This is a genomic window from Nitrospira japonica (genome assembly GCF_900169565.1).
In the GTDB taxonomy this organism is placed as follows: Bacteria; Nitrospirota; Nitrospiria; order Nitrospirales; family Nitrospiraceae; genus Nitrospira_C; species Nitrospira_C japonica_A.
In genome coordinates this window covers 1,581,000-1,607,481 of record NZ_LT828648.1, presented here as the reverse complement: position 1 = coordinate 1,607,481, position 26,482 = coordinate 1,581,000, and the positions used below count along the sequence as shown (strand labels likewise).

General features: G+C 59.5%; 23 protein-coding genes. 9 read left to right on the top strand and 14 right to left on the bottom strand.

Translation table 11 applies throughout. The features are described 5' to 3' along the window. Positions 1 to 418: 418 nt before the first annotated feature. From NSJP_RS07670 to NSJP_RS07635, 8 genes are all read left to right on the top strand, one after another. Entirely contained in the window at positions 419 to 1,309 is an 891-nt protein-coding gene (locus tag NSJP_RS07670; protein ID WP_080886326.1) for a polyprenyl synthetase family protein, read from the top strand. Positions 1,310 to 1,398: 89 nt separating this feature from the next. Then, complete coding sequence (hpnA, locus tag NSJP_RS07665) at positions 1,399 to 2,385, top strand: hopanoid-associated sugar epimerase (protein ID WP_080886325.1); 987 nt, start codon at positions 1,399 to 1,401, stop codon at positions 2,383 to 2,385. Positions 2,386 to 2,463: 78 nt separating this feature from the next. Further along, a complete protein-coding gene (locus NSJP_RS07660) occupies positions 2,464 to 3,294 on the top strand; it encodes a carotenoid biosynthesis protein (RefSeq protein ID WP_080886324.1) in 831 nt (276 codons plus the stop codon). Positions 3,295 to 3,306: 12 nt separating this feature from the next. Next, positions 3,307 to 3,921: a c-type cytochrome gene (locus NSJP_RS07655; protein WP_080886323.1), complete on the top strand. Its 615-nt coding sequence runs from the start codon at positions 3,307 to 3,309 to the stop codon at positions 3,919 to 3,921. A gap of 38 nt (positions 3,922 to 3,959) precedes the next feature. Beyond that, positions 3,960 to 4,301 carry a DUF5666 domain-containing protein gene (locus NSJP_RS07650; RefSeq protein ID WP_080886322.1) on the top strand — a complete coding sequence of 114 codons (342 nt, stop codon included), beginning with the start codon at positions 3,960 to 3,962 and terminating at the stop codon, positions 4,299 to 4,301. Positions 4,302 to 4,316: 15 nt separating this feature from the next. Continuing rightward, a complete protein-coding gene (locus NSJP_RS07645) occupies positions 4,317 to 4,715 on the top strand; it encodes a phage holin family protein (protein WP_197685493.1) in 399 nt (132 codons plus the stop codon). 133 nt (positions 4,716 to 4,848) lie between these two features. Then, positions 4,849 to 6,678 (top strand): ATP-binding protein, encoded by a 1,830-nt coding sequence (locus NSJP_RS07640; protein WP_080886320.1) that lies wholly within the window; start codon positions 4,849 to 4,851, stop codon positions 6,676 to 6,678. 243 nt (positions 6,679 to 6,921) lie between these two features. Beyond that, positions 6,922 to 7,290: a hypothetical protein gene (locus tag NSJP_RS07635; protein WP_080886319.1), complete on the top strand. Its 369-nt coding sequence runs from the start codon at positions 6,922 to 6,924 to the stop codon at positions 7,288 to 7,290. A gap of 63 nt (positions 7,291 to 7,353) precedes the next feature. On the opposite strand, the gene NSJP_RS07630 is transcribed toward NSJP_RS07635, so the two are convergent. The 6 genes from NSJP_RS07630 to nikR form a co-directional block, all read right to left on the bottom strand. Then, positions 7,354 to 7,923, bottom strand: coding sequence for a DNA-3-methyladenine glycosylase (locus tag NSJP_RS07630; RefSeq protein WP_080886318.1), 570 nt, complete (start codon positions 7,921 to 7,923; stop codon positions 7,354 to 7,356). A 161-nt stretch (positions 7,924 to 8,084) separates the two neighbouring features. Continuing rightward, the gene (gene rfaD, locus NSJP_RS07625; protein WP_080886317.1) at positions 8,085 to 9,164 is read right to left on the bottom strand and encodes an ADP-glyceromanno-heptose 6-epimerase; all 1,080 of its coding nucleotides are present in this window, start codon (positions 9,162 to 9,164) and stop codon (positions 8,085 to 8,087) included. Continuing rightward, on the bottom strand, positions 9,148 to 10,125 hold the full coding sequence (locus NSJP_RS07620) for a deoxyhypusine synthase family protein (RefSeq protein ID WP_080886316.1): 978 nt from the start codon (positions 10,123 to 10,125) through the stop codon (positions 9,148 to 9,150). Before NSJP_RS07620 ends, rfaD begins: the two co-directional genes overlap by 17 nt. A gap of 37 nt (positions 10,126 to 10,162) precedes the next feature. Continuing rightward, complete coding sequence (locus NSJP_RS07615) at positions 10,163 to 12,223, bottom strand: TonB-dependent receptor (RefSeq protein WP_080886315.1); 2,061 nt, start codon at positions 12,221 to 12,223, stop codon at positions 10,163 to 10,165. A 115-nt stretch (positions 12,224 to 12,338) separates the two neighbouring features. After that, positions 12,339 to 12,764, bottom strand: coding sequence for a DUF3842 family protein (locus tag NSJP_RS07610; protein WP_080886314.1), 426 nt, complete (start codon positions 12,762 to 12,764; stop codon positions 12,339 to 12,341). Positions 12,765 to 12,767: 3 nt separating this feature from the next. Then, positions 12,768 to 13,190: a nickel-responsive transcriptional regulator NikR gene (nikR, locus tag NSJP_RS07605; protein ID WP_080886313.1), complete on the bottom strand. Its 423-nt coding sequence runs from the start codon at positions 13,188 to 13,190 to the stop codon at positions 12,768 to 12,770. 295 nt (positions 13,191 to 13,485) lie between these two features. On the opposite strand from nikR, the gene NSJP_RS07600 reads away from it, so the two are divergent. Then, the gene (locus tag NSJP_RS07600) at positions 13,486 to 14,778 is read left to right on the top strand and encodes an alpha/beta fold hydrolase (protein ID WP_080886312.1); all 1,293 of its coding nucleotides are present in this window, start codon (positions 13,486 to 13,488) and stop codon (positions 14,776 to 14,778) included. Here the strand turns inward: NSJP_RS07600 and NSJP_RS07595 are convergent. The 8 genes from NSJP_RS07595 to NSJP_RS07560 all read right to left on the bottom strand — a co-directional run bounded on the left by NSJP_RS07595 (position 14,729) and on the right by NSJP_RS07560 (position 26,476). Continuing rightward, entirely contained in the window at positions 14,729 to 15,160 is a 432-nt protein-coding gene (locus NSJP_RS07595) for a DoxX family protein (protein WP_080886311.1), read from the bottom strand. The genes NSJP_RS07600 and NSJP_RS07595 overlap by 50 nt on opposite strands. Positions 15,161 to 15,330: 170 nt before the next feature. After that, the gene (locus NSJP_RS07590) at positions 15,331 to 16,746 is read right to left on the bottom strand and encodes a Do family serine endopeptidase (RefSeq protein WP_172834227.1); all 1,416 of its coding nucleotides are present in this window, start codon (positions 16,744 to 16,746) and stop codon (positions 15,331 to 15,333) included. Between the two features lie 146 nt (positions 16,747 to 16,892). Beyond that, on the bottom strand, positions 16,893 to 20,039 hold the full coding sequence (locus NSJP_RS07585) for an efflux RND transporter permease subunit (protein WP_080886309.1): 3,147 nt from the start codon (positions 20,037 to 20,039) through the stop codon (positions 16,893 to 16,895). A 26-nt stretch (positions 20,040 to 20,065) separates the two neighbouring features. Beyond that, positions 20,066 to 21,136, bottom strand: coding sequence for an efflux RND transporter periplasmic adaptor subunit (locus tag NSJP_RS07580; protein ID WP_172834226.1), 1,071 nt, complete (start codon positions 21,134 to 21,136; stop codon positions 20,066 to 20,068). Positions 21,137 to 21,375: 239 nt separating this feature from the next. Then, positions 21,376 to 22,629, bottom strand: coding sequence for a TolC family protein (locus NSJP_RS07575; RefSeq protein ID WP_080886307.1), 1,254 nt, complete (start codon positions 22,627 to 22,629; stop codon positions 21,376 to 21,378). A gap of 79 nt (positions 22,630 to 22,708) precedes the next feature. Next, the gene (locus NSJP_RS07570) at positions 22,709 to 23,020 is read right to left on the bottom strand and encodes a hypothetical protein (RefSeq protein ID WP_155969977.1); all 312 of its coding nucleotides are present in this window, start codon (positions 23,018 to 23,020) and stop codon (positions 22,709 to 22,711) included. A 92-nt stretch (positions 23,021 to 23,112) separates the two neighbouring features. After that, positions 23,113 to 25,701, bottom strand: coding sequence for a heavy metal translocating P-type ATPase (locus NSJP_RS07565; RefSeq protein ID WP_080886305.1), 2,589 nt, complete (start codon positions 25,699 to 25,701; stop codon positions 23,113 to 23,115). Between the two features lie 214 nt (positions 25,702 to 25,915). Continuing rightward, positions 25,916 to 26,476, bottom strand: a complete 561-nt coding sequence (locus NSJP_RS07560; RefSeq protein WP_080886304.1) for a sigma-70 family RNA polymerase sigma factor — start codon at positions 26,474 to 26,476, stop codon at positions 25,916 to 25,918. Positions 26,477 to 26,482 lie beyond the last annotated feature (6 nt).

Sequence of the window (26,482 nt, the reverse complement as noted above, 5' to 3'; positions counted from 1 at the left end):
AGGTGAATCGGGCCACCTTCATGCGGCTCCAGCATATCGACGGAATACCCGTTTCAGTTTTCCGAACAATGATGAAGCCTGGGTAGAGAGACCACGAGGTCTGCTACCTAAGCGGCCATTGGGACTTGTGTTTCCGCTGATGCCGAGTTATGCGGCCTGCTCCGGGCAGGTGGCGTCGCTGTCCGCAGATCCATTCAAGCGTCGCTTGGAATGGATCCAGTTGCGGCGCCAAGCATCAACGAGGCTAACAGCGGCCAACAAGGCCCAGGCCTCAGCGAAGGTAGCAGACCGAAGCCCGATGGCACAGCTGCGTGACCGAGAGCATTCGTCTTCCACATCTCTGTTTGACACTCCAAAATCCATTTGCTACTCTCCGCGCCGTTCCTTCCCTTTGATATCAAACACCGCTTTCAACCCCATGAACATCAAGGATTATCTCGAACACAAACAGGTCGAAGTCGATCGGTTTCTCGATCAGGTTACGCCGGCCGCGACGCTGCCCCCGACCACGCTTCACGAAAGCATGCGCTACAGCCTCATGGCGGGTGGAAAACGGATCCGCCCGATCCTGGCGATCGCGGCGGCTGAGGCGGTGGAAACCAACCCGCCCGGCTTGATGGCGGTCGCCTGCTCCCTGGAATTCATCCATACCTATTCGCTGATCCACGACGATCTGCCGTCGATGGACAACGACGACTTTCGCCGCGGCAAGCCGACCAACCACAAAGTGTACGGCGATGCCATGGCGATCCTGGCCGGCGATGCGCTGCTCACGATGGCCTTCGATCTCTGCAGCCGGCCCGATCTGATGAAGGGCTGCGATCCGACCAGACAAGTCCGTTTGATTCAGGAGCTAGCCTATGGCTCCGGTCACGCCGGCATGGTCGGGGGACAGGTATTCGACATTCAGGCGGAAAACCGGGACATCGACTTGGCCGCGCTCCAGAACATCCATAAACACAAAACCGGCATGCTGATCCGCGCCGCGGTACGAATGGGCGCGATCGCGGCCGGAGCCACCGACCGCCAACTCAACGACATGACGGGCTACGCTGAGGACATCGGACTGGCCTTTCAAGTCGCCGACGACGTGCTGAACGTCACCGGCACCCGGGAAGAGCTGGGCAAGAATCCGAACACGGACGCCGAGCGCGGCAAGAAGACCTATCCGACCTTTTATGGAGTCGACGGCGCAAAGAAGTTCGCCGACGAATGCGTGGCCCGGGCGATCGGCCGCCTGTCCTCCTTCGGCCAATCCGCCGATCCGCTTCGCGAGATCGCCCGATACATCACGTCCAGAAAGAACTGAAGGGCCGATAGCTGACAGCTGATGGCCGACGGCCGACGAACGTTCGCTCCTGCCATACGCCATCAGCCATTCGCCATCAGCTCCTCACTATGAAGGTTCTCGTCACAGGAGCCAGCGGGTTCGTCGGAGGCGCGGTGGCGCGTGCACTGGTGCAAGCCGGGACCGAGGTTCGCCTGCTCGTCCGCGCCGACTCGGATCGGCAGAACTTCGACGGATTACCGGTGGAACCCGTCACCGGCGATCTGAGGGACCAGGCCTCATTGCGCCGGGCCCTGTCCGGCTGCCGGCAGCTCTACCACATCGCCGCCCACTATGCCCTGTGGGCCAAGGACCCGTCCATTTTTTACGACGTCAACGTGACCGGCACAAAGAACATGCTGGAGGCGGCCCGTTCGGTCGGCATCGAACGCACCGTCTATTGCAGCACGATCGGCGCGATCGGATTGCCGCCCGAGGGCGGAGTCGGCACGGAGACGACGCCCGTATCTTTGGATCAGATGGCCGGGCACTACAAGCGCTCCAAGTTTCTGGCGGAGCAGGAGGTCTTGAAACTGGCGAAAGACGGACTGCCCGTGGTGATCGTGAATCCGAGCGCGCCCGTGGGAGCCGGCGACGTCAAGCCGACGCCGACCGGGCAAGTGATCGTCGATTTCATGAAGGGGCGCATGCCCGCCTACATCGAAACCGGCATGAACTTGATCGACGTCGACGACGTGGCGGCCGGCCACCTGCTGGCCATGGAGAAAGGCCGGCAAGGCGAACGGTACATCCTGGGAAACAAGAATTTGATGCTCCGCGAAGTCTTCGAGATCCTCAGTCGATTGACCGGCGTCAAGGCGCCTACCCTGCGGCTGCCGAGGCTGGCCGTGCTTCCCCTGGCCTACGGCAACCAATGGATCGCCGCACTGACCGGCCGGACGCCGCGCATTCCTCTTGAAGGCGTGAAGATGGCCAAGTACAAGATGCATTATGATTGCAGCAAGGCCCTGCGCGAACTCGGCCTTCCTCAAACCCCTCCGGAAGTAGCGTTGGAAAAAGCGGTGCGATGGTTTCGAACACATGGTTACGCCTCATGAGGCGTCAATGCCACACGCCGAATATTCAATGTGAAGTGACGGTCGCCGGATTCCACCATCATTCAACATGAAACATTGATGGACATTGCCGTCCTTTTCTTCAACACCATCCTGCTCCGACCCTATGTGTTCGTTTTCCTGGCCGGGTTCCTGATCTCCGCGATTCAATTGCTCGGATGGCCGCGAGCCTGGCGGCTCTGGCTGATCAGCTGGTTGACCGCTTTCGTCTGCGAGTTTTCTTCGACCAGAACGGGGATCCCGTTCGGCTGGTACTTCTACACGGGTTCCACAGCCGGCCAGGAGCTGTACTTTTCGAATATTCCGTTCATGGATTCGATCTCGTTCAGCTTCTTGCTGTATGCGGCCTATTGCACGGCGCTGTGTGTCGTGTTGCCGTGTGACCGAACGGATTCAGCCTCCCGGCTGCAGCCTCTCCGCTTCGACCTCGCTGTCCGCAGCGGGTGGCAGGCGCTCCTGTTGACCTCGCTGTTGTTCGCCGCGATCGACATGGTGATCGACCCGGTCGCGTTGCGCGGCGACCGCTGGTTCCTGGGCAAACTCTACTACTATGCGGAAGACGGCGCGCACTTCGGCGTCCCTCTGTCGAATTACGCCGGCTGGATGGTCGTGGGCCTCATTTCCCTCGCCATCTATTTTCCACTGGACCGCCGCCTGCCTCCGCTTGCCGTCCGTCCGGGAGTCGCGACTACACACCGAGTCCTGCTGGGAGTCGGGCTGTACTATGGTGTGCTGCTGTTTAATTTGAGCGTCACGTTCTGGATTGGCGAGACGACCCTCGGTTTTTCCGGAGCCTTGATGTTTCTTCCACTCACCATTGTGCTCGTGCTTCGCCTCGCCGCGCCCCGCAAACAGCCGGTCGCTGGCAATGAACCCACGGAATTTGTATAGTGTTTATTCACCATGAAAAAACGGGTGATCAGAGTCGTCATCGTGGTCTGCCTCGTGGCGCTCGGCATGGTCGGGTGGGTCGGTTATCAGCTTTTTACCACCGGTTTCAGCGCGAAGACGGAGCCTCATCGTCTCGAGGTCCTGATGGCACGGCAAATCCGCCATCTAGCCGTTCCGATCGCCCAGAGGAACGCCCCGAATCCTGTGCCGTTGACTCCCGCGGTCCTCAAAGATGCTCGGGCGCACTTTGCCGACCATTGCGCCATTTGCCACGCCAATGACGGCAGTGGACGGACGCCGATCGGCAAGAACGTCTATCCCAAAGCCCCTGATCTGCGCGAGGCGGACACACAGTCGATGTCCGACGGAGAGTTATTCTGGGCCATCCACAATGGCATCCGTTTCACTGCCATGCCGGCCTGGGGCGACGATGAGCCGGAAAAGGACATGGACAGTTGGAAACTGGTTCATTTCATCCGGCATCTTCCCAACCTGACTCCCGAGGAACTCGACGAGATGAAGGGCCTCAACCCGAAGACCAGGCACGAAATGGAAGAGGAAGCCGAATACGACAAGTTTCTGGAAGGGGACGATACCGTCGGACAGGCCGACGGCCATCACCATTGAATTGTCTCACCTTGCATGACAAAGGAGTGACGCGACTTATGGTTCGATATCTGTTCATGGCCACACTCGTTCTGTTCTGTTCCGCCACCGCCTTCGCACACGGCTCCGGCCAGCATGTGCTCGGCACCGTGACTGAAATCGACCGCGACCACATTCAGGTGAAAACGCAGAAAGGCGGAACCGTGACGGTCAAGGTGACGAAGGACACCCACTTCAAGGAGAAGGGCAATCCAAATTCGTCGGAGTTGCCCGCTGCGGGAGACCGCGTGGTGATCGATGCGGTCAAGGAGAAGAAGGGCCTGACCGCGACCGAAGTCCACTTCTCGCCGGCGAAGAAAGCCGCGGCGGCGACCGTCCCGGCTCCGCAGCCCGCTCACTAACGAAGGAAGATGACGATGCAGTCGGCCGTCGTTCGGATCGTGATCACCGGGATCGCCGTATTTCTTGCCGTGGCGACCGTCCCGGGAATCGAGGTGCGCGATATGACGGCCGGTGTCGCCGCCGTCCTGGTGCTCACGATTCTCAATCTGTTGATCCGCCCGATCCTCTTGATTCTCACGCTGCCGTTGATCGTGCTGTCGCTCGGCCTCTTTCTGCTCGTCGTCAACGCCATTCTGCTCGAATTGACCGCCTATCTGGTCAAGGGCTTCACCGTGTCGGGGTTCTGGCCCGCGGTCGGCGGCGCCCTGGTGATCAGCATCGTGACCAGCATTCTGAACCTGTTCACGTCCGATTCTCACCGCGTCGAGGTGCGCCACTCGGAACCGCGTCCGCCCAAGATCATCAACCCATGATCAGATGTCCGAATCGTTGCGATTTCTTTTCTTCTGATCCCCGGCGGAAGGCGGACGACGCCCCGATCGTCTTCTCATTGAATTGCCTCGCATGCATTGCTAGAATGCATTTTCTTTTTTGACGAATCACCCAATGCCATCAGCTGTGACTCAGAGCAAAGCCCAGCCCGAAACGCATCTGCAACGGACGCTGACGTCGGTCTTGAACGAGCTGCCGGTTGACTCCGCCCTGGCCGCCATCTTTCACCAGGAACAGGGACCGCTCGTCGGTCACGTCGCGCGCGGATTCACGACACGGGACGTTCACGCGATTCTCCGGACGCTGTCGGCTCCGGCGGTCACCGACGGGGCATCTGCACACGACCAGGACGGCGGCCGCACGATGCGGGTCCGCATGGTCACACCGGGTGCAAAATCGCTCCTGAGCGTGCCGCTCAAATACCGCAATCGCACCTACGGCTTCCTCGTGATCGGGAGAAAAGAAGGGGCATCCTTCGCGAAAAAAGAAAAAGGCCTGATGGATCAGGCCGGCGACGACATCACCAAGGCGCTGGATCGCGAGGGGTTATTCAACATCAACGTCGTCCTCAGTCGCGCGTTGGTCTCGAACGAACCGACCGCCCCGGTCCAATCGGCCGCCGATATGTTTGTCGCTCCCGTTTCGCAGGTGACGCCGGAACTGCAGGAAAAAATTCTATCGGTCCTGACCGATGCCCACCAGACCGTGCCCTTTGATCGCGCCTGGGTCTGTCACTACGACCCCATCGCGGGCAACGTCGAAGTCCTGGGTCTGGCGGGCGACGTGCGCGGTGACCAGAAAGACGGTAAGAGGGATCTCAAGCCCGGCCACCGGTTGACCCTCGACAGTTCGGCCGCCGGATGGGCGATCCGCCATCGCAAACCCCGCGTGGATCATGATCTGGCTTCCACCCAGGGCCGCTTCTTGGACCACAAGCAGCTGTTCAAGGACCGTTTCCAGTCTTCGCTGGTCCTTCCCTTCTTCGTTCGCGGACAGGTCGGAGGAACCCTGACATTGGCGTCGCGGGAAGCCGGGCGGTACCAGCCGACGGACGCACGCACCCTCGAACCTGATATTCTCAAGCTGGCGGAGTTGCTTCAAGCTCCGGCCCCACAGCCCAGTCCGACCAAAAGCGACACGGGGACCGAGGATGCGGAAGGCGTGCCCTCTCCTCAAGGCGCCGTGCCGTTGGAACCGGTCATCCGCAAGCAGGAGCGTCAGGCTGCGATCGGAGAATTTAGCGCGTTTCTCGCTACCGAGATCCGGGAACCCCTCGGATCCATCCGCGCGCAGTTGGAAGAGGTCACCGGTGAAGGCATTCTGGATTTCGACCCGCAAACCCGGGTGGAAAACGCCATGCGCGACTTGATTCGCGTCGAAGCCATTCTCAACGAGATTCTGGACTTCGCCAAGCCGCTCGATCTTAACCGCCGGCTGGTCCGCATACCCGAAGTCATCGAAAGCGCGCTGACCGTCGTCGCGACCGACTTGGAGGTCACGCGCATCCACGTCACCAAGGAATACGCGCCGGTCCTGGCGCCCGTCCGGGGCGATGAAGCCAAGCTCCAGCAGGTGTTCCTGAGCATTTTCAAGAACGCCTGCGAGGCCATGACGCCCGGCGGACATCTCACGATCCACGTCAGCCAGCATCGGGCCGGCCGTGGGATCGAGGATCAAATTCTGATCAAGAACGACGGAGCGCCGATTCCTTCGGAGATCGTCGACAAGGTCTTCGAACCGTTCTTTACGACGAAGCGGGCCGGTACGGGTCTCGGCCTTGCGACCGTGAAAAAGATCGTCGAGGAACACGGAGGGTCGATCGCCATCGGTAGTGCGCCCGGAGAGGGCACCACCGTCACGATTCGTCTGCCGGGAGTCAGCCGAGGACCGGCATTTCGCCACCGCGGCGGCCGGGGACGGCGACCGCCCCGGCGTGGCAGCTGAAGATCCCGCCAGGACCTCAAGGTCGAACCCCGATAGTCCCTTCAAACCAGCCGGCCGGCGCTATTGGTCAAATCCTCGTGTCTTCAAGCACATAGACTGCGCGGTCACCGGTCGCCGCGATTGCTTTCATCCTTGACAGAACCGGGCATCCCTGGATATGATCCCGCCACTTGATCAGGCCTTATAAATACGAACCCTATGCACGGTAATCCTTCACCCACCATCATTCAAAGGAGAAGGGGTATGAAGCTCGTATTCGGCACTCTTGCGGCAGCGTCCGGTGTGCTGTTTGCCCTGTCTATGGCGTCGGCCAATCCTGCGTTACTCCCTAAGCATGAAGGCTATCCAATGAAGAACAGCGGAAGCCCGGTCACCGGCCAGCCGACGGCCAACGATCCGGGTCAGGGAGATGCTCGCGGCGAATCCACGCTGACCAAAGCGGCCGGATTCGACGATAAGCACGCACAGCAGGATCTGAAGAAGAAAGACAATGAGCGTATCACCGCCAACGAGGGAGCGGGACGGCTTCCGAAGGTCCAGGGTCCCCAGATCCAGATTGCGCCTCCTGTGACTTCCGCCACGAAGATCACCGGAGATCGCAAGATCGACTGACGACGGCACGCACGTGCGACGAAGGGGACGTTGCGTCAACCGCAGCGTCCCCTTTTCATTTGATCAGGAACGAAGCGCGCGGCGGCCGGACAAGGCCGGTTCTCCGGAGAGCAACCGGAATCGCCACGGTTTCTTGGCCCAACTCCCCGCATAATCCACGCCGATGCGTGGAAACGCACCGATGGGCGTCCTGCCCGTTCTCTTTTCCCGTTCCTCGAACCAGAGCTGCTTGCCGATCGTCATGTCGAGCCGATTCAGCGTCCGGTCGATGCCGAGCGCACGGCACACTCGACCGGGCCCATCGATCAAGAGACCGTCCAGTTGAATCGCCCGAATCAGGACAGCGGCGGGAAACTCTTCCCGATCCGTCACGACGTTCAGGCAGTGATACATGCCATAAATGAGATACACATAGGAGACCCCCGGCGAACCGAACAGCACGTCGGTCCTGGCCGTTCGGCCTTTCGAGGCATGGCAAGCCTTGTCAGAAGGCCCCACATACGCCTCGACTTCGATGATTCGCCCTGCCAGCTGTCCCGTTCCGTTTTCACGAACCAGGTACTTGCCCACGAGCGACCGCGCGACCGTCAGCGTGGGACGATTGAAGTAGGCTCGGGGCAAGATGTTACACATGAAGGAACTATTCTTCACCATGGTGCCATTAGGTCGCAAGACGGCTACCCCGTGGTGGCAAGATATCTACACGTTCGACCTACCTTTTTAGACCTATGCCTATCAAACCTCGTTATGCAATTCATCCATGGAAGCCGTCAGGAAGGAACAGGCATTGCCATTCATGGATGCTGGAAAGAACCGACCGGACTGTCACTCTTCTGTGGCTTCGAGAGCGTTAGCCCGACACCAGAGTCCAAGAGAGCCCCTGGCATCAAATAGTTGACGACATAATCCTGTACGGCATCATGAAGCGGTGTGATGGGACGGGTATACCCCGTCGCGCGCAGCTTTTCGATAGCGGCCTGGGTAAAATATTGATACTTCGGCCGCAAGTCGGTGGGCATGTCGATAAAGTCGATGGCAGGCTTCCTCTCCAATGCCTTAAAGACGGCTGCGGTCAATTCGAGCCACGAATGGGCGACTCCCGAACCGATATTAAACAGGCCGGCCGTTTGGGATTTTTCGGCAAGGTGCAACGTCATATCCACTGCATCCTTCACATATAAAAAGTCTCGCTTTTGCTGACCGTCGCGATATTCCGGGCGATAACTCTTGAATAATTCAACTCGACCCGTCGCCTGCGCTTGCTGCGTGGCCTTATTGACAACGCTGCGCATATCTCCCTTATGGTCCTCGTTGGGGCCGAAGACGTTGAAGTATTTGAGTCCCACTATTCGATCAAGAAGCCCGTTTCTCCAGGCGTATCGATCGAACAGCTGTTTGGAGAAGCCATAGGCATTCAGCGGGCGAAGTTTGTCGAGGTCACGATCCATATCGCTCATTCCCTGTTGTCCGTCGCCATATGTAGCGGCGGAAGACGCATAGACAAATCTTCCCTTGGCGTTCAACGTCCAATGGCACAGCGTTTTGGTGAACTCAAAATTGTTGTGGATGAGATAGGCCACATCACTCTCACTGGTCGACGAACAGGCACCGAGGTGCACGACAAGGTCGAATTGTCCCAGTGTGCCGGCTTGCAGCCTGGGCAATAGCTCGTCGGCCTCCAGATAGTCGCGAAATCGCAACGGAGCCAGGTGGCGCCACTTGTCGCTCCGACGGAGACGATCGACGACGACGATGTCGTCGCAGCCCCGCAGATTCAATCCCCAGATTAGCGCGCTTCCGATGAAGCCTGCCCAGCCGGTCACGAGCACTCGGCTGCCGTCCAAGCACAAATCGGTCTTACCATTCGAGGACATAGGCAAACATCAACGGAGCGACAATGGTCGCGTCCGACTCGATGATGAATTTCGGGGTTTCAGCGCCTAATTTCCCCCACGTGATTTTTTCGTTGGGGACGGCTCCAGAATATGATCCGTAACTGGTGGTCGAATCGCTGATCTGACAGAAGTACCCCCAGAGCGCGACGTTCTCCTTTCGTAAGTCCTGGCTCAACATAGGGACGACACAAATCGGAAAGTCACCGGCAATCCCGCCACCGACCTGGAAGAATCCTATGGATTGAGTCGCCGTGACGCGCCCGTACCATTCCGCCAATTCCATCATGTATTCGACACCCGTTCGTACCGTGTGCACATTGCGGAGTTTTTTCGTCATGCAATGGGCCGCGTAAATATTCCCCAGCGTCGAGTCTTCCCAGCCGGGCACAAACATCGGAAGGTCCTTTTCGGCCGCCGCATAGAGCCAACTGTCTTGAGGATCGATTTGATAGTGTGCCTTCAATGTCTCCTGCCGCAACAGCCGGTACAGAAACTCGTGAGGGAACCGCCGCTCGCCTCTTCGTTCGGCCAATGCCCATTCTTCGAACACCGCGCGTTCGACGCGGCGCATCGCCTCCTCTTCCGGTATGCACGTGTCTGTCACCCGGTTCAAGTGTCGCTTCAGCAAGGATTGCTCATCGTGCGCACTCAATTCCCGATAATGAGGGATACGTTCATAGTGATTGTGGGCCACGAGATTGAACACATCCTCCTCAAGATTGGCTCCGGTGCAACAGATGGCATGAACCTTGTCTCTGCGAATCATTTCTGAAAGGGACAATCCCAGTTCAGCCGTACTCATCGCACCGGCGAGGGTCACCAGCATTTGTCCACCTCGGTCCAGATGCGACATATATCCTTTTGACGCATCCCTCAAGGACGCGGCGTTGAAATGCCGGTAATGAACATGAATGAATTGTGAGACGGACGTTGCTTTCATGTGTTCCTCCTCGAATGATCCATCAGCCAGAAAACGGCTAGAAATACCAGGCCAGACCGCCCATGAAGAACCGCGGATTACCCGGAACGAAATGGATGTCGTTGACTCCGGCTGCTTCGTTACGCAACCGCGACTCAAAGTAGAACGTGGCCTGCTCCCATTTCGTATCGAGCAAGTTTTGGATGAACAGAAAGGCCTCGAGCCTTCCGTGGGGCAGTTTGACCGGCAAGAGATATCGTTCGGAGAGATCGAAGTCGACCCAGGAGGGTGCCTTGACGCTCCGGTCTTCAATCAACGGCCGAACGCCCATGTACGTCGCCTGCAACTGCGATCGCAAACCTTCCGGCCACTGTAGCAGCAAGGCTCCGTAGGCGGTGAGTTCGGGCGCCAGCGGAATGGCATCACCATTCGTAAATTCCGACTTCGTGTAGGCGAGATGGCCGTTGAAATAGAGCGGTCCCCAAATCTGCCCCCGCGCGGCCACTTCAACGCCTCGGCGGCGCGTGGGACCTCTGTTTTCCGTCGTGCCTTCGTCACCGACGAATACCAATTCCGATTGAAGATCGATCGCCCAGAGGGAAGCGGTGAGCATCACGCCATCCGGTCCCCACGGTTGGGCGCGCAGACCGACCTCGTACGTCTGCGCGCGAGCCAATGGAACCGAATCGATCGCCACGGCCGACCTCGCGTCGTTGCTGTGGTAGCCTTGGCCATAGTTCGCAAAGAACTCCGTTTTGAACCAGGGCCCCAAGACAAGATTGGCCTTCGGCAGAACCATGCTGGAGGTCTTCCGTCCGGCAGGCTGCTCCACACACGTACTGCATTGATTATTCACATCAAACGTAAAGAGGGGCGCACGAAGCCCGCCCGACAATCTCATCCAGGAAGCCGGTTGTAGCTCGGCTTTGACATACGGCTCATAGGAGGCCTCAAGAATGTTGCTATCGGTCGTCACCCCCGTTGGTACACGCGTCGTTTGGGTTCCGAGCCGCGCGTGGATATCGTCGACTCGGACCTGCAATCCGATCATCCCGATAGCGGGCATCCCGAACGGTTCGGCCCGTTGCTTGTATCCGATGTCGCCTCCGTAAATGCCTCGTCGGTCCGATTGCTGAATGCCGTCGCCGTTGACCGGGTCATTCAAAAAAAAGGTGAAGTTTGTATAGAGATCGAACTTGTAGTATTGACCATAGGCATTGGCGAAAAATTGCCCGTCGGACACCGTGTCATAGTGATAATTCATGCGGACGGTGGCCCTCGTGGTATTCCCCCCTTCGGAAGGATCGATGGCACCAAAGCGGTCGAGTGTTCCGTCGTCGACGGCTCTCTGGGGTATTTCCCCGGAGGCATTCCATTTCGCGTGTTGATAGCTGCCGGTCAGTGAAAATTCGTCACGGCTGGAAAAATTCGTTGTCAGTTTCCCAAGCACATTGGCCCGAAAGTATCTATTGTCGTTGAGAAACGGCCCGTTCGTGTAATAGGCCTCTCCTGCCAGGAGGGTACGGACCTTGTCCTTTGTCGGAGAGAACATCAGGACATATCGTTGCGTATCAAATTGTCCGCCTGCGGCTTGGACAATGCCTTCTTTGACGACCTCGCGCGTTCGAAAGTTGACCGCGGCTGCCGTATTGAAGTCTCCGACCTCCGGAAGGTACGCGCCCTTGGCGGCATCCACGCCCTCGATCGTCTCCGGAATGATGAAGTTCAGATCGGCATATCCCTGGCCGTGGGCGTGGGAGCGAAAATTGATGGGCATCCCGTCGGTAAAAAACGCCACGTCGGTGCCGTGATCGGCGTCGAATCCGCGCACGAAATATTGATCGGCCTTGCCCGCACCGCCCGAATGTTCCACCGCGATGAAGCCCGGAATGAGCCGGAGGACCTGAGCCGGCCGACCCTGGGGCTGAAGGAGATATTCCTTATCCGGGATAAACTGCTGGGACGACGCGGCGACCGGGCGATCGGTGACGACGTCCACCTCCGGAACCTCCAGCACCTCGGCGTCGGGATCATGCGCAAGGACTGTGAGGGGCTGCAGGCAGAGCGAGACCAGAACCGCGGCAACGGTGGAACGGATTGGCAGCAGCCTTGCCGACATTGGGCCACGTCTCCATCGATCACGTGGGCCAACGGCAGCCCACGAAGGTCAAAAGAACAGGATCAGACCTTCGTGGCCTGAGAATGAACGGGACGGAATACGGGAGGAACAATAATCAGGACTCGGGAACGGCGCTCAACAATGTACGCACACGCGAGAGCGAGGTGGTAATCAAGTGCTCAAGCTTGTGCGATTCCGTTCCGGCCACTTCGACGCGAAACCGATTGAGAGGCAGCAGGATCTTCCTGCACCGGGCCTCGAGGATCGTCTGCACCATGGTCGCGGTGACTTCCCGTTGATCTCGATCCGGAAACAACACATTGAGCGGAGCGAGAATCACATCGGCGGTTCGAACCGTTTCGGTAATGGCCTCGGGACCTATGCAGATGCGGGCGGCACCGGCTTCCCCCATCGCCGCCGCCGCGGCTTGGGTCATGCCCAAACCGATCAATTCGTGGCCGGGACTCAGATCGGCACGGAGTTCCCGTACCAGACGACTCCCCAATCCGCCCCCATGACCGTCGATTACGCAGACGCGCATCAGTCACGCCAAGCCCTTCCCGGTTGTCGTCATGGTCAACTTGCCGTGCTTCACGCCCTTCACGCTCACCAAGGCATCGGCAACCGCTCGGATCTGCGAGCCTTTTCCCTTGACCACCAGCACCTCCAGACAGTGGTTATGGTCCAGGTGCACGTGCATGCCCGCCAGGATGTGGCCCTGAAAATCATGCTGAATGTGCGTGAGCTTTCCACTGAGATCGCGGACGTGATGGTCGTACACGAACGTGATGGTCGCTACCGATTCCTTGTCCGCTTCGCCTGTCCATTCCTGGCTGACGAGTTGATCGCGGATCAGATCTCGTAGGGCTTCCGATCGGTTCGTATATTTACGCCGTTCGATATGACGATCGAAGCCGTCCAAGAGGTGATGATCGAGGGACACGCCGAAACGCACCAATTTTTTCATCGTCCGGTCCTCAATTCGTAGCACGAATGGGAAATTCATAGCACCGTGGCGCCGTGCCCGTCAATGGGCGGGGCACGCGCTCCAAACCGGCATCTGCATGCCGGACGAACTTTTCTGATGTCGGGATGGGCCGCTGGCGAGGTCTGACCCGCTCGGCGGCAGTTCGGGTGTTCTCCAGTGGTGGGAACAGCGTTGAATCACATAATATGGGGAAACCCGTCAGAAATGCCGCGCGGCTCCGGAGAGACCAGCTCCCGGCATATTCACTCCAGGATTCATCATTGTCTTCGATGGAATGTTAAAGATTGGTCCCGTCCATCGCTTCTTTGTGGCTGGGTGTCTTCTCATCAGCCTCCTTGCGCACGATGGTTGCGCGAACCACACCCCTGAAAGTTCTGCGACCGCGTCACCCCGGTCCGCCGTCATCCTCATACCTGGTTACTATGGGACGAAACTCTCTCGAACGACCGATGGGAAGCTCATGTGGCTTTCCGTGGGTCAAGCATTGGGCAACGGGGTGCCGCTGACCCTTCCGCTCGACGATCTTGGGCTGGACGGGCCCCTCGTTCGACCCGACGAAATCCTGCGTGAGATTCCCATAGTACCCTGGCTCTATCACATTGACGGTTATGGGGCACTGCTGAAGACGTTCCAGGAGGCAGGATTGACCGTCGTCTCGATGGATTATGACTGGCGGGACGACCTGATGCGGGCGGTCCGGCATCTTGATGAAACCGTCGTCAATCTCAAGCGTCGCGGGATTGATCGGATTGCCCTCGTTGCCCACAGCATGGGAGGGCTTATCGCCTCGTATTATCTCCGATATGGTGCACAGGAGATCCAGACCGCGACTGAGACTTGGAAGGGAGCGAACGAGGTGCGGACAGTGGTCTTGGCCGGGGTTCCATTCGACGGCTCGATGGCAACGTTCCGAAATATGATTTACGGCCGGCCGATCGGATTGAACGATACTCTGCTCAACTTTGAAGCCGTCTCTTCGTTCCCCGCCAGCTATTACGTGTTGCCCCGGGCGGATTCGGACCGTTTGCTCACGCCAAACGGGACCGAACGGCAGGGCCTGATCGGCGATGCCTCGAACTGGGCCCGCTATCAGTGGGGGCTCCTCCGTGACAAAGACGGTCTCGCGCCAGACGTCGGCAACAAGCGGCTTGCGTATACCGTCAGGTGGTTGGAGATCGCCGGTCGCTTCCACGATCTCGTGAATCGTCCGTCGACTCACGATCGTGCCGCCGGCTGCTCTCTGATGTCGATCGTCGGTATTGGCACGTCAACGTTGGCGAAAGGACGACTGAACGATCACGCCACGGGACGCTCCTCCGTTCGTTTCGATGATGGGGTGAGTTCACGGCAGGCCGGCGTCCAGGAGAATAGCGTCTTCGAAGACGGAGATGGAACGGTTACACGCCGGGCGAGCGTCCCGCCGGATGCCTATGCCAAACGACTGGCCCTCAATGGGCGTACTTATGAAGCGACGCACATTGACCTGATGAACCGCAAAGACATCAGGCGCGACATTCTCAATTTTGTCGTCGAGGGATTGGCTTTAACACCGGCGTCTGAGCGGTAATATTACCGTGTTTCACGGAGCCGCCGGTATACCAACAGGCCCAGCCGATAAGCAGGGCTTGCACAGGAAGCCGCCACCATAACAACGCTGCGTCGAATTCAGGAAACAGCTCAGGATGCACCGCCATGTGAACGTTGGCGGGAAACACGGCAACGAGCAATGCGATCAACCCCCATGCGGCCAGCCGCTGCAGCCGGGGAACGAGGAGCAATGCTCCCAGGGCGATTTCGGCAATGCCACTGACGTACACCGACGCAAGGTGCCAGGGAAGATACGGCGGCATCATGCGCAGGTAAAAGTCCGTCACACGAAAATGGTTCAACCCGGCCAGCACGAACAACACACCGAAGATCCATTTTAAGATGAACTTGAATCGTCGCATCGGAGATCACAGATCGGAGCAACCGATCGCTGGCACGCTCGTTGTGGTGGCAATGGCCATGCTTGATAAAAAGTGCCCGAAACGGTCCTGCGAACACAGCCGTGCAAACCCTGGATCGAGGTGGTAAAAACCCTCCGGGCATGGAAGGCTGACGTGCTGGAAATGCGTTGCTATTCGCTACGCACGGGAATGTAGAGCACCGTCCCCTGCCGGTTGACCAGCAGCAGGGCCAGGTCGGTGGGCTTCATGGGATCCGCCAATCGCTGGAACGTGGCGAAGTTGGGAATCGGCTGCCGGTTGAGTTCAAGGATCACGTCACCGGGCTGCAGGCCGGAAGACTCTGCCAGACTGCCTTCTTCCATGTCGGTGACGACCACTCCGCTGTTGACGGGCAAATCCATCTGCCGGGCAAGCGGGGGCGTCACGTCGTCGAAGACCACGCCTGACAGGGGATGTTGCGAAACGGCCGCCTCGGCCACGGCGGACTGACTCCGCTTCGGGCGGTCCTTCGGCGCCTCCTGGACGACCAACTCCATCTGTACCGCCTTACCGTCGCGAATCACGTCGAGCCGATGTTTGCTGCCGATGGGGACGGCGGCCACAAGATTGCGCAGATGGCCACTGTCCATCACGTCGTGTCCGTCGAACCGCTCGATCACGTCCCCGCGCTTCAAGCCGGCTTTCTCCGCCGATCCCTTCGGCTGCAGGTCCGTGACGATGGCGCCCTTCACGTCAGGCAAGTGGAAAATCTTCCCCAAAGTCGGCGAAACGTCCTGGGTCGACGCGCCGAGAAATCCTCGGACGACACGCCCGGTCTTGATCAGGCTCTGCATCGCCGCCCTGGCCATGTTGCTGGGTATGGCAAATCCCACTCCCACGCTGCCCCCGGTGGGACTGGCGATGGCCGTGTTGATGCCGATCAATTCTCCACGGATGTTCACCAGCGCGCCGCCGGAGTTTCCCGGATTGATCGGCGCATCCGTTTGGATGAAATCCTCGAAATCGGCCACGCCCACATCGGCCCGTCCCACCGCGCTGACGATGCCGAAGGTCGCCGTGCGGCTCAACCCAAGAGGGTTGCCGATGGCCAAGACAAAATCTCCGACCGCCAGACGACCCGAATCGCCCCAGGGAACCGTCGGAAGATTCGTCGCCTGAATCTTCACCACCGCCACATCGGTCCTCGGATCCGTGGCGACGACTTTGCCCTTGTACTGGCGGCGGTCGGCCAGCACCACCTCCACGTCCACGGCATCGGCCACGACGTGGTGATTCGTCACGATGTACCCGTCCGGGGAAACGATGACCCCGGAGCCTTGTCCGTATTGCCGACGCGCCGGGGGGTCTTTGAACAGGCCGAACGGCAGGGTTTCATCCGTGAACGCTTGATCCTTCACCATGACGGTGGAGGCGATGCTGACGACGGCGGGGATCACTTTCGCCGCCGTGTCCTTGATTTGCTGTTGAAGGTCGGACGCGCCGCTGACCGCAACCAGGCGACTACCGGCTCTCGCTTCGTTCATCGACAGTGCCGGCATGAGAACACAGACCGCCGCACAGAACCATCCGATAGCCGATTGGACCACACGCATCTCCTGAGCCGTTCCGTCTGGTTTTGGGGATCGAGAAGCGCCTGTAGCCTAGCATGCGTTGCGGAATGACGCACTCATATTCCACATGAGGCAAGCAGACCATCTACTGAAGCGACTCACAATCTTCTTTCAGAGAGGACCTATACCTGCTGAGTAGAACCTTCCGGGATTTGCTCTGGTTTGTTCCTCCGCCGTCCCCAGGCCTCTTGAAGACGCTCCTCCCAGACATACAGGGTCGGAAGCACCAGCAGTGTCAGCGCGGTGGACGTCACCAGACCACCGATCACGACGGTCGCGAGCGGTTGCTGCACCTCCGCACCGGCCGACGTCGAAAGCGCCATGGGCACAAAACCCAGACTCGCAACGAGCGCCGTCATGAGCACGGGACGGAGCCGGATCATGGCTCCCTGGATGGCCGCCTCCACACGGGATAATCCCTTGGCCTGCAAATCGAGGATGTATGACATCAGCACGACCCCGTTGAGGACTGCGACGCCGAACAGGGCGACAAAGCCGATCCCGGCCGAAATGGAAAAGGGCATGCCACGAAGGGCCAGCGCGAAAATGCCTCCCGTGGCAGCCAACGGGATATTTAGAAAGATCAGGGCTGCCGGGCGAACCGCGTTGAAGGTCGAATACAACAGCACAAAGATCAAGAACGACGCGGCGGGCACGACGAAGGCCAGCCTGGTCGAGGCCTCCTGCAGCTGCTCGAATTGGCCGCCCCATTCAATCCAATAGCCTTTCGGCAGTGGAAGCTGAGCCTCGACGTCCCGTTGCGCGTCGGCAACGAATCGGGCCAGATCGCGGCCACGGACGTTTGTCTCGACGGCGAGACGGCGATGGATATTTTCCCTGCTGATTTGGGCCAAGCCGGTCTCCGTTCGAATATCCGCCAGTTGGCTGAGGGGAATCTGGCGACCCGCCGGATCGGCCACCCGAATGTCCTTGATCCGGTCGATGTTGGCGCGGTCTTCGGGCCTGAAGCGGACCTGAATAAAGAAGCGTTGATTGCCTTTGATGACTTGCCCTGCCACGCGACCGCCGAACGCTTCAACCGTCTCGAGAATTTCCGACGCATTGATGCCATAGCGTGCAATCGCCTCCCGATTGATGATGACCCGCAGGTAGGGCATGCCCGCGACTTGTTCAGCCTTGGTATCTGCGGCGCCTGGTACGCGGGAGACGACTTGGACAACCTGGTCGCCCAGGCGTTTCAGGGTATTCATGTCTTCCCCAAATATCGTGATCGCAATGTCCGAGCGGACCCCGGCAATCAGTTCCTGCACCCGCAGTTCGATCGGCTGAGAATAGCTGAATATGGTACCGGGCACCGCCGCCTTTAATGCACTGTCGAATGCTTCGATCAACGCATCCTTTGTCGCCCCCGTTTTCCATTCCGACCGCGGCTTCAAGATAATGTACACATCGCTCACCTCCACGCCCATCGGATCCGTCGCAATCTCAGGGCGGCCGGTTCGCGGCACGATGGTGGCGACCTCCGGAAACTTCCGCAGCACCTCTCCAATCCGTGAGGTACTCCGGACAGACTCCTCCAACGCCACGCTCGGAAAGCGCCAGGCTTGTAAGGCGATCGCCCCTTCATCCAATTTTGGAATAAACTCGGCACCCAGAAATGACGCCACGGCAATACTGCCGGCAAAGACAAGGGCGGCCGCGGAACCGGTGAGAAGGGGATGGCGCATCGTACGAAGCAACAAGGGCCGGTAGACACATTGAGCCCAGCGGACTACGGAGGTGTCCTCTTCACTAACGTCTCGACGCAGGAATATGCTCGCAAGCACCGGCGTAACCGTGAACGCAAGGACTAATGCCGCCACCAGCGCGAAGATGACGGTGACCGCCATCGGCCGGAACATCTTTCCTTCGACGCCTTGGAGGGTCAGAATCGGCAGATAGACGATGATGATAATGCCCACGGCAAAGAAAATCGGGCGGAGTACCTCATGGCCTGACTGTAGAATCAACTGACGGATCTGATCCGGGTCCAGACGGCTCTGCAACGCCTTTTGTCGATCAGCCAGATGACGCATGATGTTCTCGACCATGACGACCGCTCCATCGACGATCAGGCCGAAATCGATCGCTCCCAGACTCATGAGATTTCCCGAAATGCCGGTGGCCAGCATGCCGGTCATTGCGACCAGCATGGACAGCGGGATCATCGTGGCGACGATGAGGCCTGCCCGGAGGTTCCCGAGCAGGAGAAACAGCACAGCGATCACGAGTACCGCGCCCTCCGTCAAATTTGTCGTCACGGTTCGGATCGTGCTTCGAACGAGGTCCGTGCGGTCGTAGTACGGATCAATCGTCACTCCCGGAGGCAGAGATTTCTTGATGTCGTCCAGTTTTGCCTTGATCCGGTCGACGACGACCCGTGAGTTCTCCCCGATGAGCATCAAGACCACGCCGGTCACGATTTCCCCGCGCTCATCACGCGTGACCGCCCCTTGGCGCACCATCGGCTCAAAGCGCGTCTGGGCAATGTGGCGTATATAAATCGGGGTGCCGTCATGTCTCGTGGCGACCACGATGTTGTTGAGGTCCTCCAGATTCTGGACCAACCCCTCACCGCGGATCAGATACTGCTCTTGGGCATGCACGATGTACCCGCCGCCCGCGTTGGCGTTATTTCGTTCGATGGCCTCGAAGACCCGGCCGATCGGAATGTTGTAGGCCACCAACTTGGCGGCATCAAGCACGACCTCGTAGGTCTGCAGTTCGCCTCCGTAACTATTGACTTCGACGACACCGGGGACGGATCGCAACTTCAAGGCGATGTCCCAGTCGAGAATCGTGCGCAGTTGCATCAGCGAGAAGCCTTGCCCCTTGACTTCGAATTGAAAGATCTCACCCAAACCGGTTGAAATAGGTCCCATCTCCGGATTGCCGAACCCCGGCGGGATCGCCTGTTGCGCTCTCGGCAGCCGTTCCATCACCAGTCGCCGACAGAAGTAGATGTCCATCCCTTCCTCGAAATAGACCGTCACGGCGGACAGGCCGAAGCGAGACACGGAACGGATCACGGTGATACCGGGCAATCCCGACAAGGCCGTTTCGACGGGAAAGGTGATGAAAGTCTCCACCTCGACAGGACCCAATCCCGGTGAGTTGGTGAGAATCTGGACCTGGTTCGGTGTCACGTCCGGCACGGCGTCGATCGGTAGTTGCCGCATGGAGTACACGCCTGCGAAAACCACCAACAGCACAAACGTAAAGATGAGGAATCGATTTCTCAGCGAAAATTCAAACAATGCGTTCAACATGAGCACCTTTTTTGAGTCGCGGGAGCCTAGCCTCCGGCAATCCGTTCTTTCAGGAGAATCGATTTGAGATAGAAGGATCCCTGTGTGACGACCTTCTGTCCTTCGGTCAAGCCAGATCGTATCTCCACGTCATGGCCGGATTGTCTCCCGATTATGACTGGTTGGGCGAGATAGCTTCCTGGACGCTCTTCGATGAAGGCCATGGAATTTTCGTCGATTCGCTGAATAGCATCCTGCGGTACGAGCACCACCGCCTGCCCGTCTTTGCCGGCGGGAATTGTGAGTGCGGCCCGCGCGAACATACCGGGCCGGAGACGGCGATCCGGATTGGCAATCTCGACGCGGCCATCGACGGTCCGCGTGTCGGAGTTCAGGACATACCCCACGTACACGATCTTGCCGCGAAAGAATTCGTCCGGGTACGCGTCCACGGCAATCTTCACCTCGCTGCCCACCTTGACCGCGGCCACGTGCCGCTCATAAATATCGACGAGGAACCAGACGGTGGATAGATCCGCCACCGTAAACGCGTTGTCTTTCGGCGCGACCAGTTCGCCTCGGGTAATGGGGCGCTCAATCACGGTGCCGGCTTGGGGAGCCAGGAGGGCAAAACGGGACAGCTGCTTCCCCTTCTCGCTCCAGGTGATCCGCTTAATTTCTTCTTCAGATAAGCCGATCAGACGAAGTGCTTCATAGGCGGCCTGATAGGCCGCGAGACTTTTTTCATGCTGCCCCTTGGCCTCCAGATATTCCTTCTCGGATGAGATCCGCTGTTCGTACAGCCCTTGGACTCGGACATAGTTTCGTTCGTCTACGTCCCTATCGGTTTTGGCTTGAAGAAACGTCGACTTTTTCTGCCCCAGCTCGATACTGTCGAACAATGCCAAGGGCTGTCCGACCTTGACCTGATCACCCAGTTGCACCAGAACTTCCATGACGCGCCCTTCCACTCGTGGGCTCACATGGGTGAGGCGGTATTCATTCGGCTTGATGTTCGCGGTAGCTTGGATATCGTCCTGGAAGACCCGTCGCTCCACGACCGCCGTCTGGAATGCTTGACCCGAAAGGGCTTGAGGTGGGATCGTGAGTTGGTGCATCGGCTCACCATCTTCCACTCGTGAACCGGTCGATTCCGGCTCATCAGTCTGGGTGGCGGCCTGAGCCGATTTCTTCCCTGGAGCCCCGGCTTCGCGATCGGCAGAACGCTCTTTGCAGCCGTATGATAAGACCGCCGACAGGACGAGTCCTATCACAATACATCTGTGAGTGATGGGTGCTTTCACCTGAAGCGGAATCTTCCTCTCGCCCGGGATTGAAAGGCCTTCTTTGGGGCTCCTCATTGCAGTGCTCCCGTCCAGCGTTCCAGCCGGGCCAATGCGACAGAGAACGCGGCACGCGCTTGCGTGTACTGGAAGAGCGTTTGCCGGTGGACGCGCTGCGCATCGATGAGGTCAAGTAGCCCTGTGGCTCCCTGCTGATAGCTGATTCGAGCGATCCATACGGCTTCCTCAGCCTGTTTCAGTAAACCCTTTTCAAATACATCGATCTGCTGAACCGCTGTGCGCGCCTCCTGCACCTGCTCAGTGATCGACGTCGCGATCTCGTTTTGGGCTCGCACCCGTTCGGCTTCTGTCCGTTCCTTTGCGCCGAGCGCCGCCGCGATTTCTCCTTGCCGGCGGTACCAGAGGGGGATCGGAATGCTTAATTGCGCCAGATAGGCGCTCTCGGCTGCTTCCTGTTTGTAGGTGCCCGAGACCGTTACTAGCGGAACGACCGATTTTCGTTCCTGCACTGCCTGCTGCTCGGCCTTTTCGATCATCTTATCCAGGCGCTGCACGGTCGGATGGTGTTCCAGCGCAGAACTGATCATTTCGTGCCGGTTGAATGTATTTCGAGGAGCCTGGAAGTCCCCTTGAACGGAGAATTCCGATCCCAGCCCTCCGGCGGTCAGCGCGTCCAGCCTGGCCCGCACGGCGACGAGGCTATTTTGTGCGCGGCTCAACTCGTTGCTCACCGTCTGCAGCTCCACATTGGCCTTGATCGCTTCGAACGGCCTGGCCTGGCCGGCGTCCACGCGCGCCTTGATGCCCCGGAAGAGGTCTTGCACGAGAATTCGGGCTTGCATGGTGAGCTCCACGTCGCGTTGCGCGAGCAGAAGTTGATAAAACGCCACTTTCACATCCGACAAGACACTCAATCGTGCTTCGCCGACCGCGGCCTGGGACCCGGCGAGCGCCGCTTCGGCCCCGCGTTGGCGGGCTTGACGTATGCCGGGTGTTTCGATGGGTTGAGATAAGGTGAGCGTGCGTTCAAAGAAACTGATGTCTCCAAGAGACTCGCGGGTTTTTCCCGGCCCGAACACGGCGGAGAACGAGGGATTGGGATAGGCGCCGGCCGCCATCCGTTCCCCTTCGATCTGACGGACTCCTCCCTTCGCAGCGCTCATGGCCGGGCTTCGATTCAACGCCATCTCGATCACTTCCTCCAACTTGAATTGCACGACATCGCTGTCGGCGACCGCCGGCAATGCCGACCACATGATTTCCAGGAACGAGACAATGGCAATGAGACATACCGCACTGTATGGCATGGACACCCTCCCATCGCCCCGCAAACGGGGCAATGCTTCACCTGCTGTTGTATGGTCAGAAACGGCTGTCGGCGGACGGTCAGACGCTGAGCGGGGGATGGAAGAGCACGACGATGAATGTCGGCACGTACAACGTGGCGCTCACAATGACGTCATCCGCCAATGGAGCCATGATTTCAGGTGTGGAAAGAGACGCAGACTGGAACACGATATGACATGGACATCCGTCATCCGAAAAGGATTCGTCCGGAGAAGGCGACAGATCTGCAATCCGGACAAGGTCGGGAGTCGATCCAATTTCCCATTCGTCAAGACAGGTGAACCCGGTCAATTGGACTCCGAGCATGACAATGAGTCCGAGCAGCAGCACTTTCTTTAGCCTTGTGAACACTCGAGCGATCCCCCGTCAAACTCGTTGCTCAGCATACCACGGACGGACATGCGGCACCATAATCATCGAGCCGGCGACTTGAAGGTCCGCCCTTATAGTTCCACATTACGCAATCGGAGCGCGTTGGAAATGACGGAGACCGAACTGAACGTCATGGCCGCGCTGGCGATCGTCGGACTGAGCAGCAGCCCCCAGTGCGGGTAGAGAAGACCGGCGGCGATCGGCACCCCGATCAGGTTGTAGGCGAACGCGAAGAACAGGTTCTGGCGGATATTGCGCATCGTCGCCTGACTCAAGCGTCTGGCCCGGACCAATCCCCGGAGATCGCCTTTAACCAGCGTCACACCGGCGCTTTCCATGGCGATGTCCGTTCCGTTTCCCATGGCAATACCCACGTCGGCCAGCGCGAGGGCCGGTGCGTCGTTGACGCCGTCCCCCGCCATGGCGACCACCCGGCCCTTCGACCGCAGTTCGGCGATGAGGTGCCCCTTTTGATCCGGCAGCACCCCCGCATGCACCGACTCGATCCCCAATTGCTCAGCCACCCGATTCGCCGTGGAACGATGGTCACCCGTCACCATGACCAGTTTGACCCCTTCGTCCGTCAGGGCCTGCACGGCTTCCGCCGTCGTGGACTTGATCGGATCGGAGACGCCGAGCAACCCTCCGACCCGGCCGTCCACTGCGACGAACAACACCGTTTGGCCTTCATGCCGCAACGAAGCGGCTTCCTCGCTCGATGTGCGCAGATCGTCAGCAGATACCCCCGCCTCCTCCTGCAGAAAGGTCGACGTGCCGACGGCGACCCGTCGGCGCGACACGAGTCCGATCACGCCCTTTCCGGTCACCGACCGGAACTGTTCGACAGCCGCCAGGGCGATCCCGCGTCGTTCCGCGCCGGCTACCACCGCGGACGCCAGAGGATGCTCGCTGCTTCGTTCGAGACTCGCCGCCAACTTCAACAACTCGTCGTCGGTCCAGGGAGGAGTAAACCGCACGGCGACCAGCTTCGGTTTTCCCTCGGTCAGCGTGCCGGTCTTGTCAACCACCAGCGTATCCACGCGGCCCAGAATTTCCAGAGCCTCCGCCTTCTTGATCAAGACCCCCGCCGTCGCGCCGCGGCCGGTCCCGACCATGATCGACATGGGCGTCGCCAATCCCAACGCACAAGGGCAGGCGATGATCAGCACCGCCACGGCGTTCACCAACGCGTGGGCCAGCCTCGGTTCCGGCCCCCAGATGGCCCATGCCACTGCGGTGAGCGCGGCGATCGCCACGACCAGGGGAACGAAATACGACGCGGCGACGTCCGCCACCCGCTGAATCGGCGCCCTCGTCCGCTGCGCCTCGCCCACCATCTGAACGATGCGCGCCAACAGGGTGTCCCGGCCGACGCGTCGGGCTTCCATGAGCATGCTGCCCGTGCCGTTGATCGTCCCGCCCGTCACCCCTTTACCCGCCAGCTTCTCCACCGGCATCGGTTCACCGGTAATCATGGACTCATCCACGGAGGTCGCTCCCTCCAGAACGAGTCCATCAACCGGAACCCTCTCTCCCGGTCTCACCCGCAGCCGGTCTCCCACCTGGACCGCCTCGAGCGGAACATCCTTTTCGCTTCCGTCCATGCCGACCAGCCTGGCCGTCTTGGGAGCCAATCCGAGCAGCGCTTTCATCGCCGAGGTCGTCTGGCTTCGTGCGCGCAGTTCGAGAACCTGGCCGAGCAGGACCAGCACCGTAATCATGGCCGCGGCCTCGAAATAGACCGCGACCGAGCCGTCGTGCAGGTGGAAGGACGGCGGCAGGAGTCCCGGAGCCATCGTCGCGACCGTGCTGTACGCATAGGCCGCCCCGGTGCCGAGTGCGATCAGCGTGAACATGTTGGGTGCCCGGTTGACGACCGAGGCCCACCCGCGCTCAAAAAACGGCCAGCCGCCCCATAAGACGACCGGCGTCGCCAGCGCCCATTGAGCCCAATTCAACGCATGACCGCGTCCGAGCGCTCCGAAGGGATCTCCCGGAATCATATGCGCCATGGCGAGAACCATCACGAGTACCGCCGGGCCCAGACTGATCCAGAGACGTCGTGTCATGTCCTGAAGTTCAGGATTCGGTCCTTCGTGGAGCGAGACGACTTTCGGCTCCAGTGCCATGCCGCAGATAGGACAAGCCCCCGGCTGGTACGCCAGCACCTCCGGATCCATGGGACAGATGTATTCGATCCTCGCGCCGGCCGGCACCGTGACCGTGTGAGCCTTGCGCTGGGACGGAGGCACGAGATAGGAAGCCGGATCGGCTTGGAACTTGGCCAGGCATCCCACTGAGCAGAAGAAATATCTCTTTCCTTCGTGAACGTGCGATCCGGCCGCGGTCGCGGGCTGTACCTTCATCCCGCAGACCGGATCGATTTCGGCGCCTTCCCCGTCGGCGTGACTCGGCATCATCATCGGCAAGGGTTTCTTCTTGCCCAGCGAGATCAGACCGGCGGCCGGCGGCGGCCGCAAGGCGCCTTCCGGATCGGCCTTGAACTTCTCGAGGCAGGAAGTCGCGCAAAAATAGTAGGTCACGCCCTTGTGGTCATACCGGCCCGCGGCGGTCGCGGGGTCGACGGTCATGCCGCAAATAGGATCGATGACCGACCCGGCGTGTGCAGGCACGTGAGGCTCCGGAATCTTCTCGTCCATATGGTTACTCCGTACATGCCGATGCCCGCAACAGCCACAGGCCGTTTCTGTGATCATAGTCCGACTCCTTTCATCATATCCGGTTTGGTCGTTCATGTCCCCGTTCACCCGGTAGACGGATGAGGGGATCGGATATTACAGAAGGAGCCGACTACGGAGAGAACGCTCGTGAAACGTCCGGACTGTCACGACGGCGACGGAGGCAGCGACCGGGCTAGCCGCAGACGCAGTTCAGGCATCCATGCTTGCTGCAGAGGCCGCACGACTCTTCGAGGGACGCGCGTAAGGCTTGACGGGCTCGATGCAAACGAACGGTCAGGTTATTCCGGGATATCTTCAACTCTTTCGCAAGGTGCGCCGGCGACTCGCCTTCGAGATCGATGCGTCTGACCACCTCTGCATACTGCTCACGAAGATCCGGAAGGAGTCGATGAAGACACGCGCAGACGGCGGCCTCCACCTCATCGAGCGGCGGTTCCTGTTCGTCACCCGAGGCGATCAGTTCCCGGAGAAACGCGCCATTGCGACGGGCTTCGGCCTTCCGGGATCGATAGTAATCGATGAGCGCATGGCGGAGGATGCGGTAGAACCAGGCGACCACGCTCTCCTCCTTGCGTACGGCGTGATGGCGTTCCACGGCTCGCGTCAAGCTTTGCTGGAGGATATCGTCCGCAACCGCTTCGTTGCCGACCCGGCGACGCAAGAACGCCCGGAACGCCGGCTCATGTTCAATGAGCCGCTCCATGACGCTGTGGCTTCTCGCCTTGCTGTCCATCGCCTG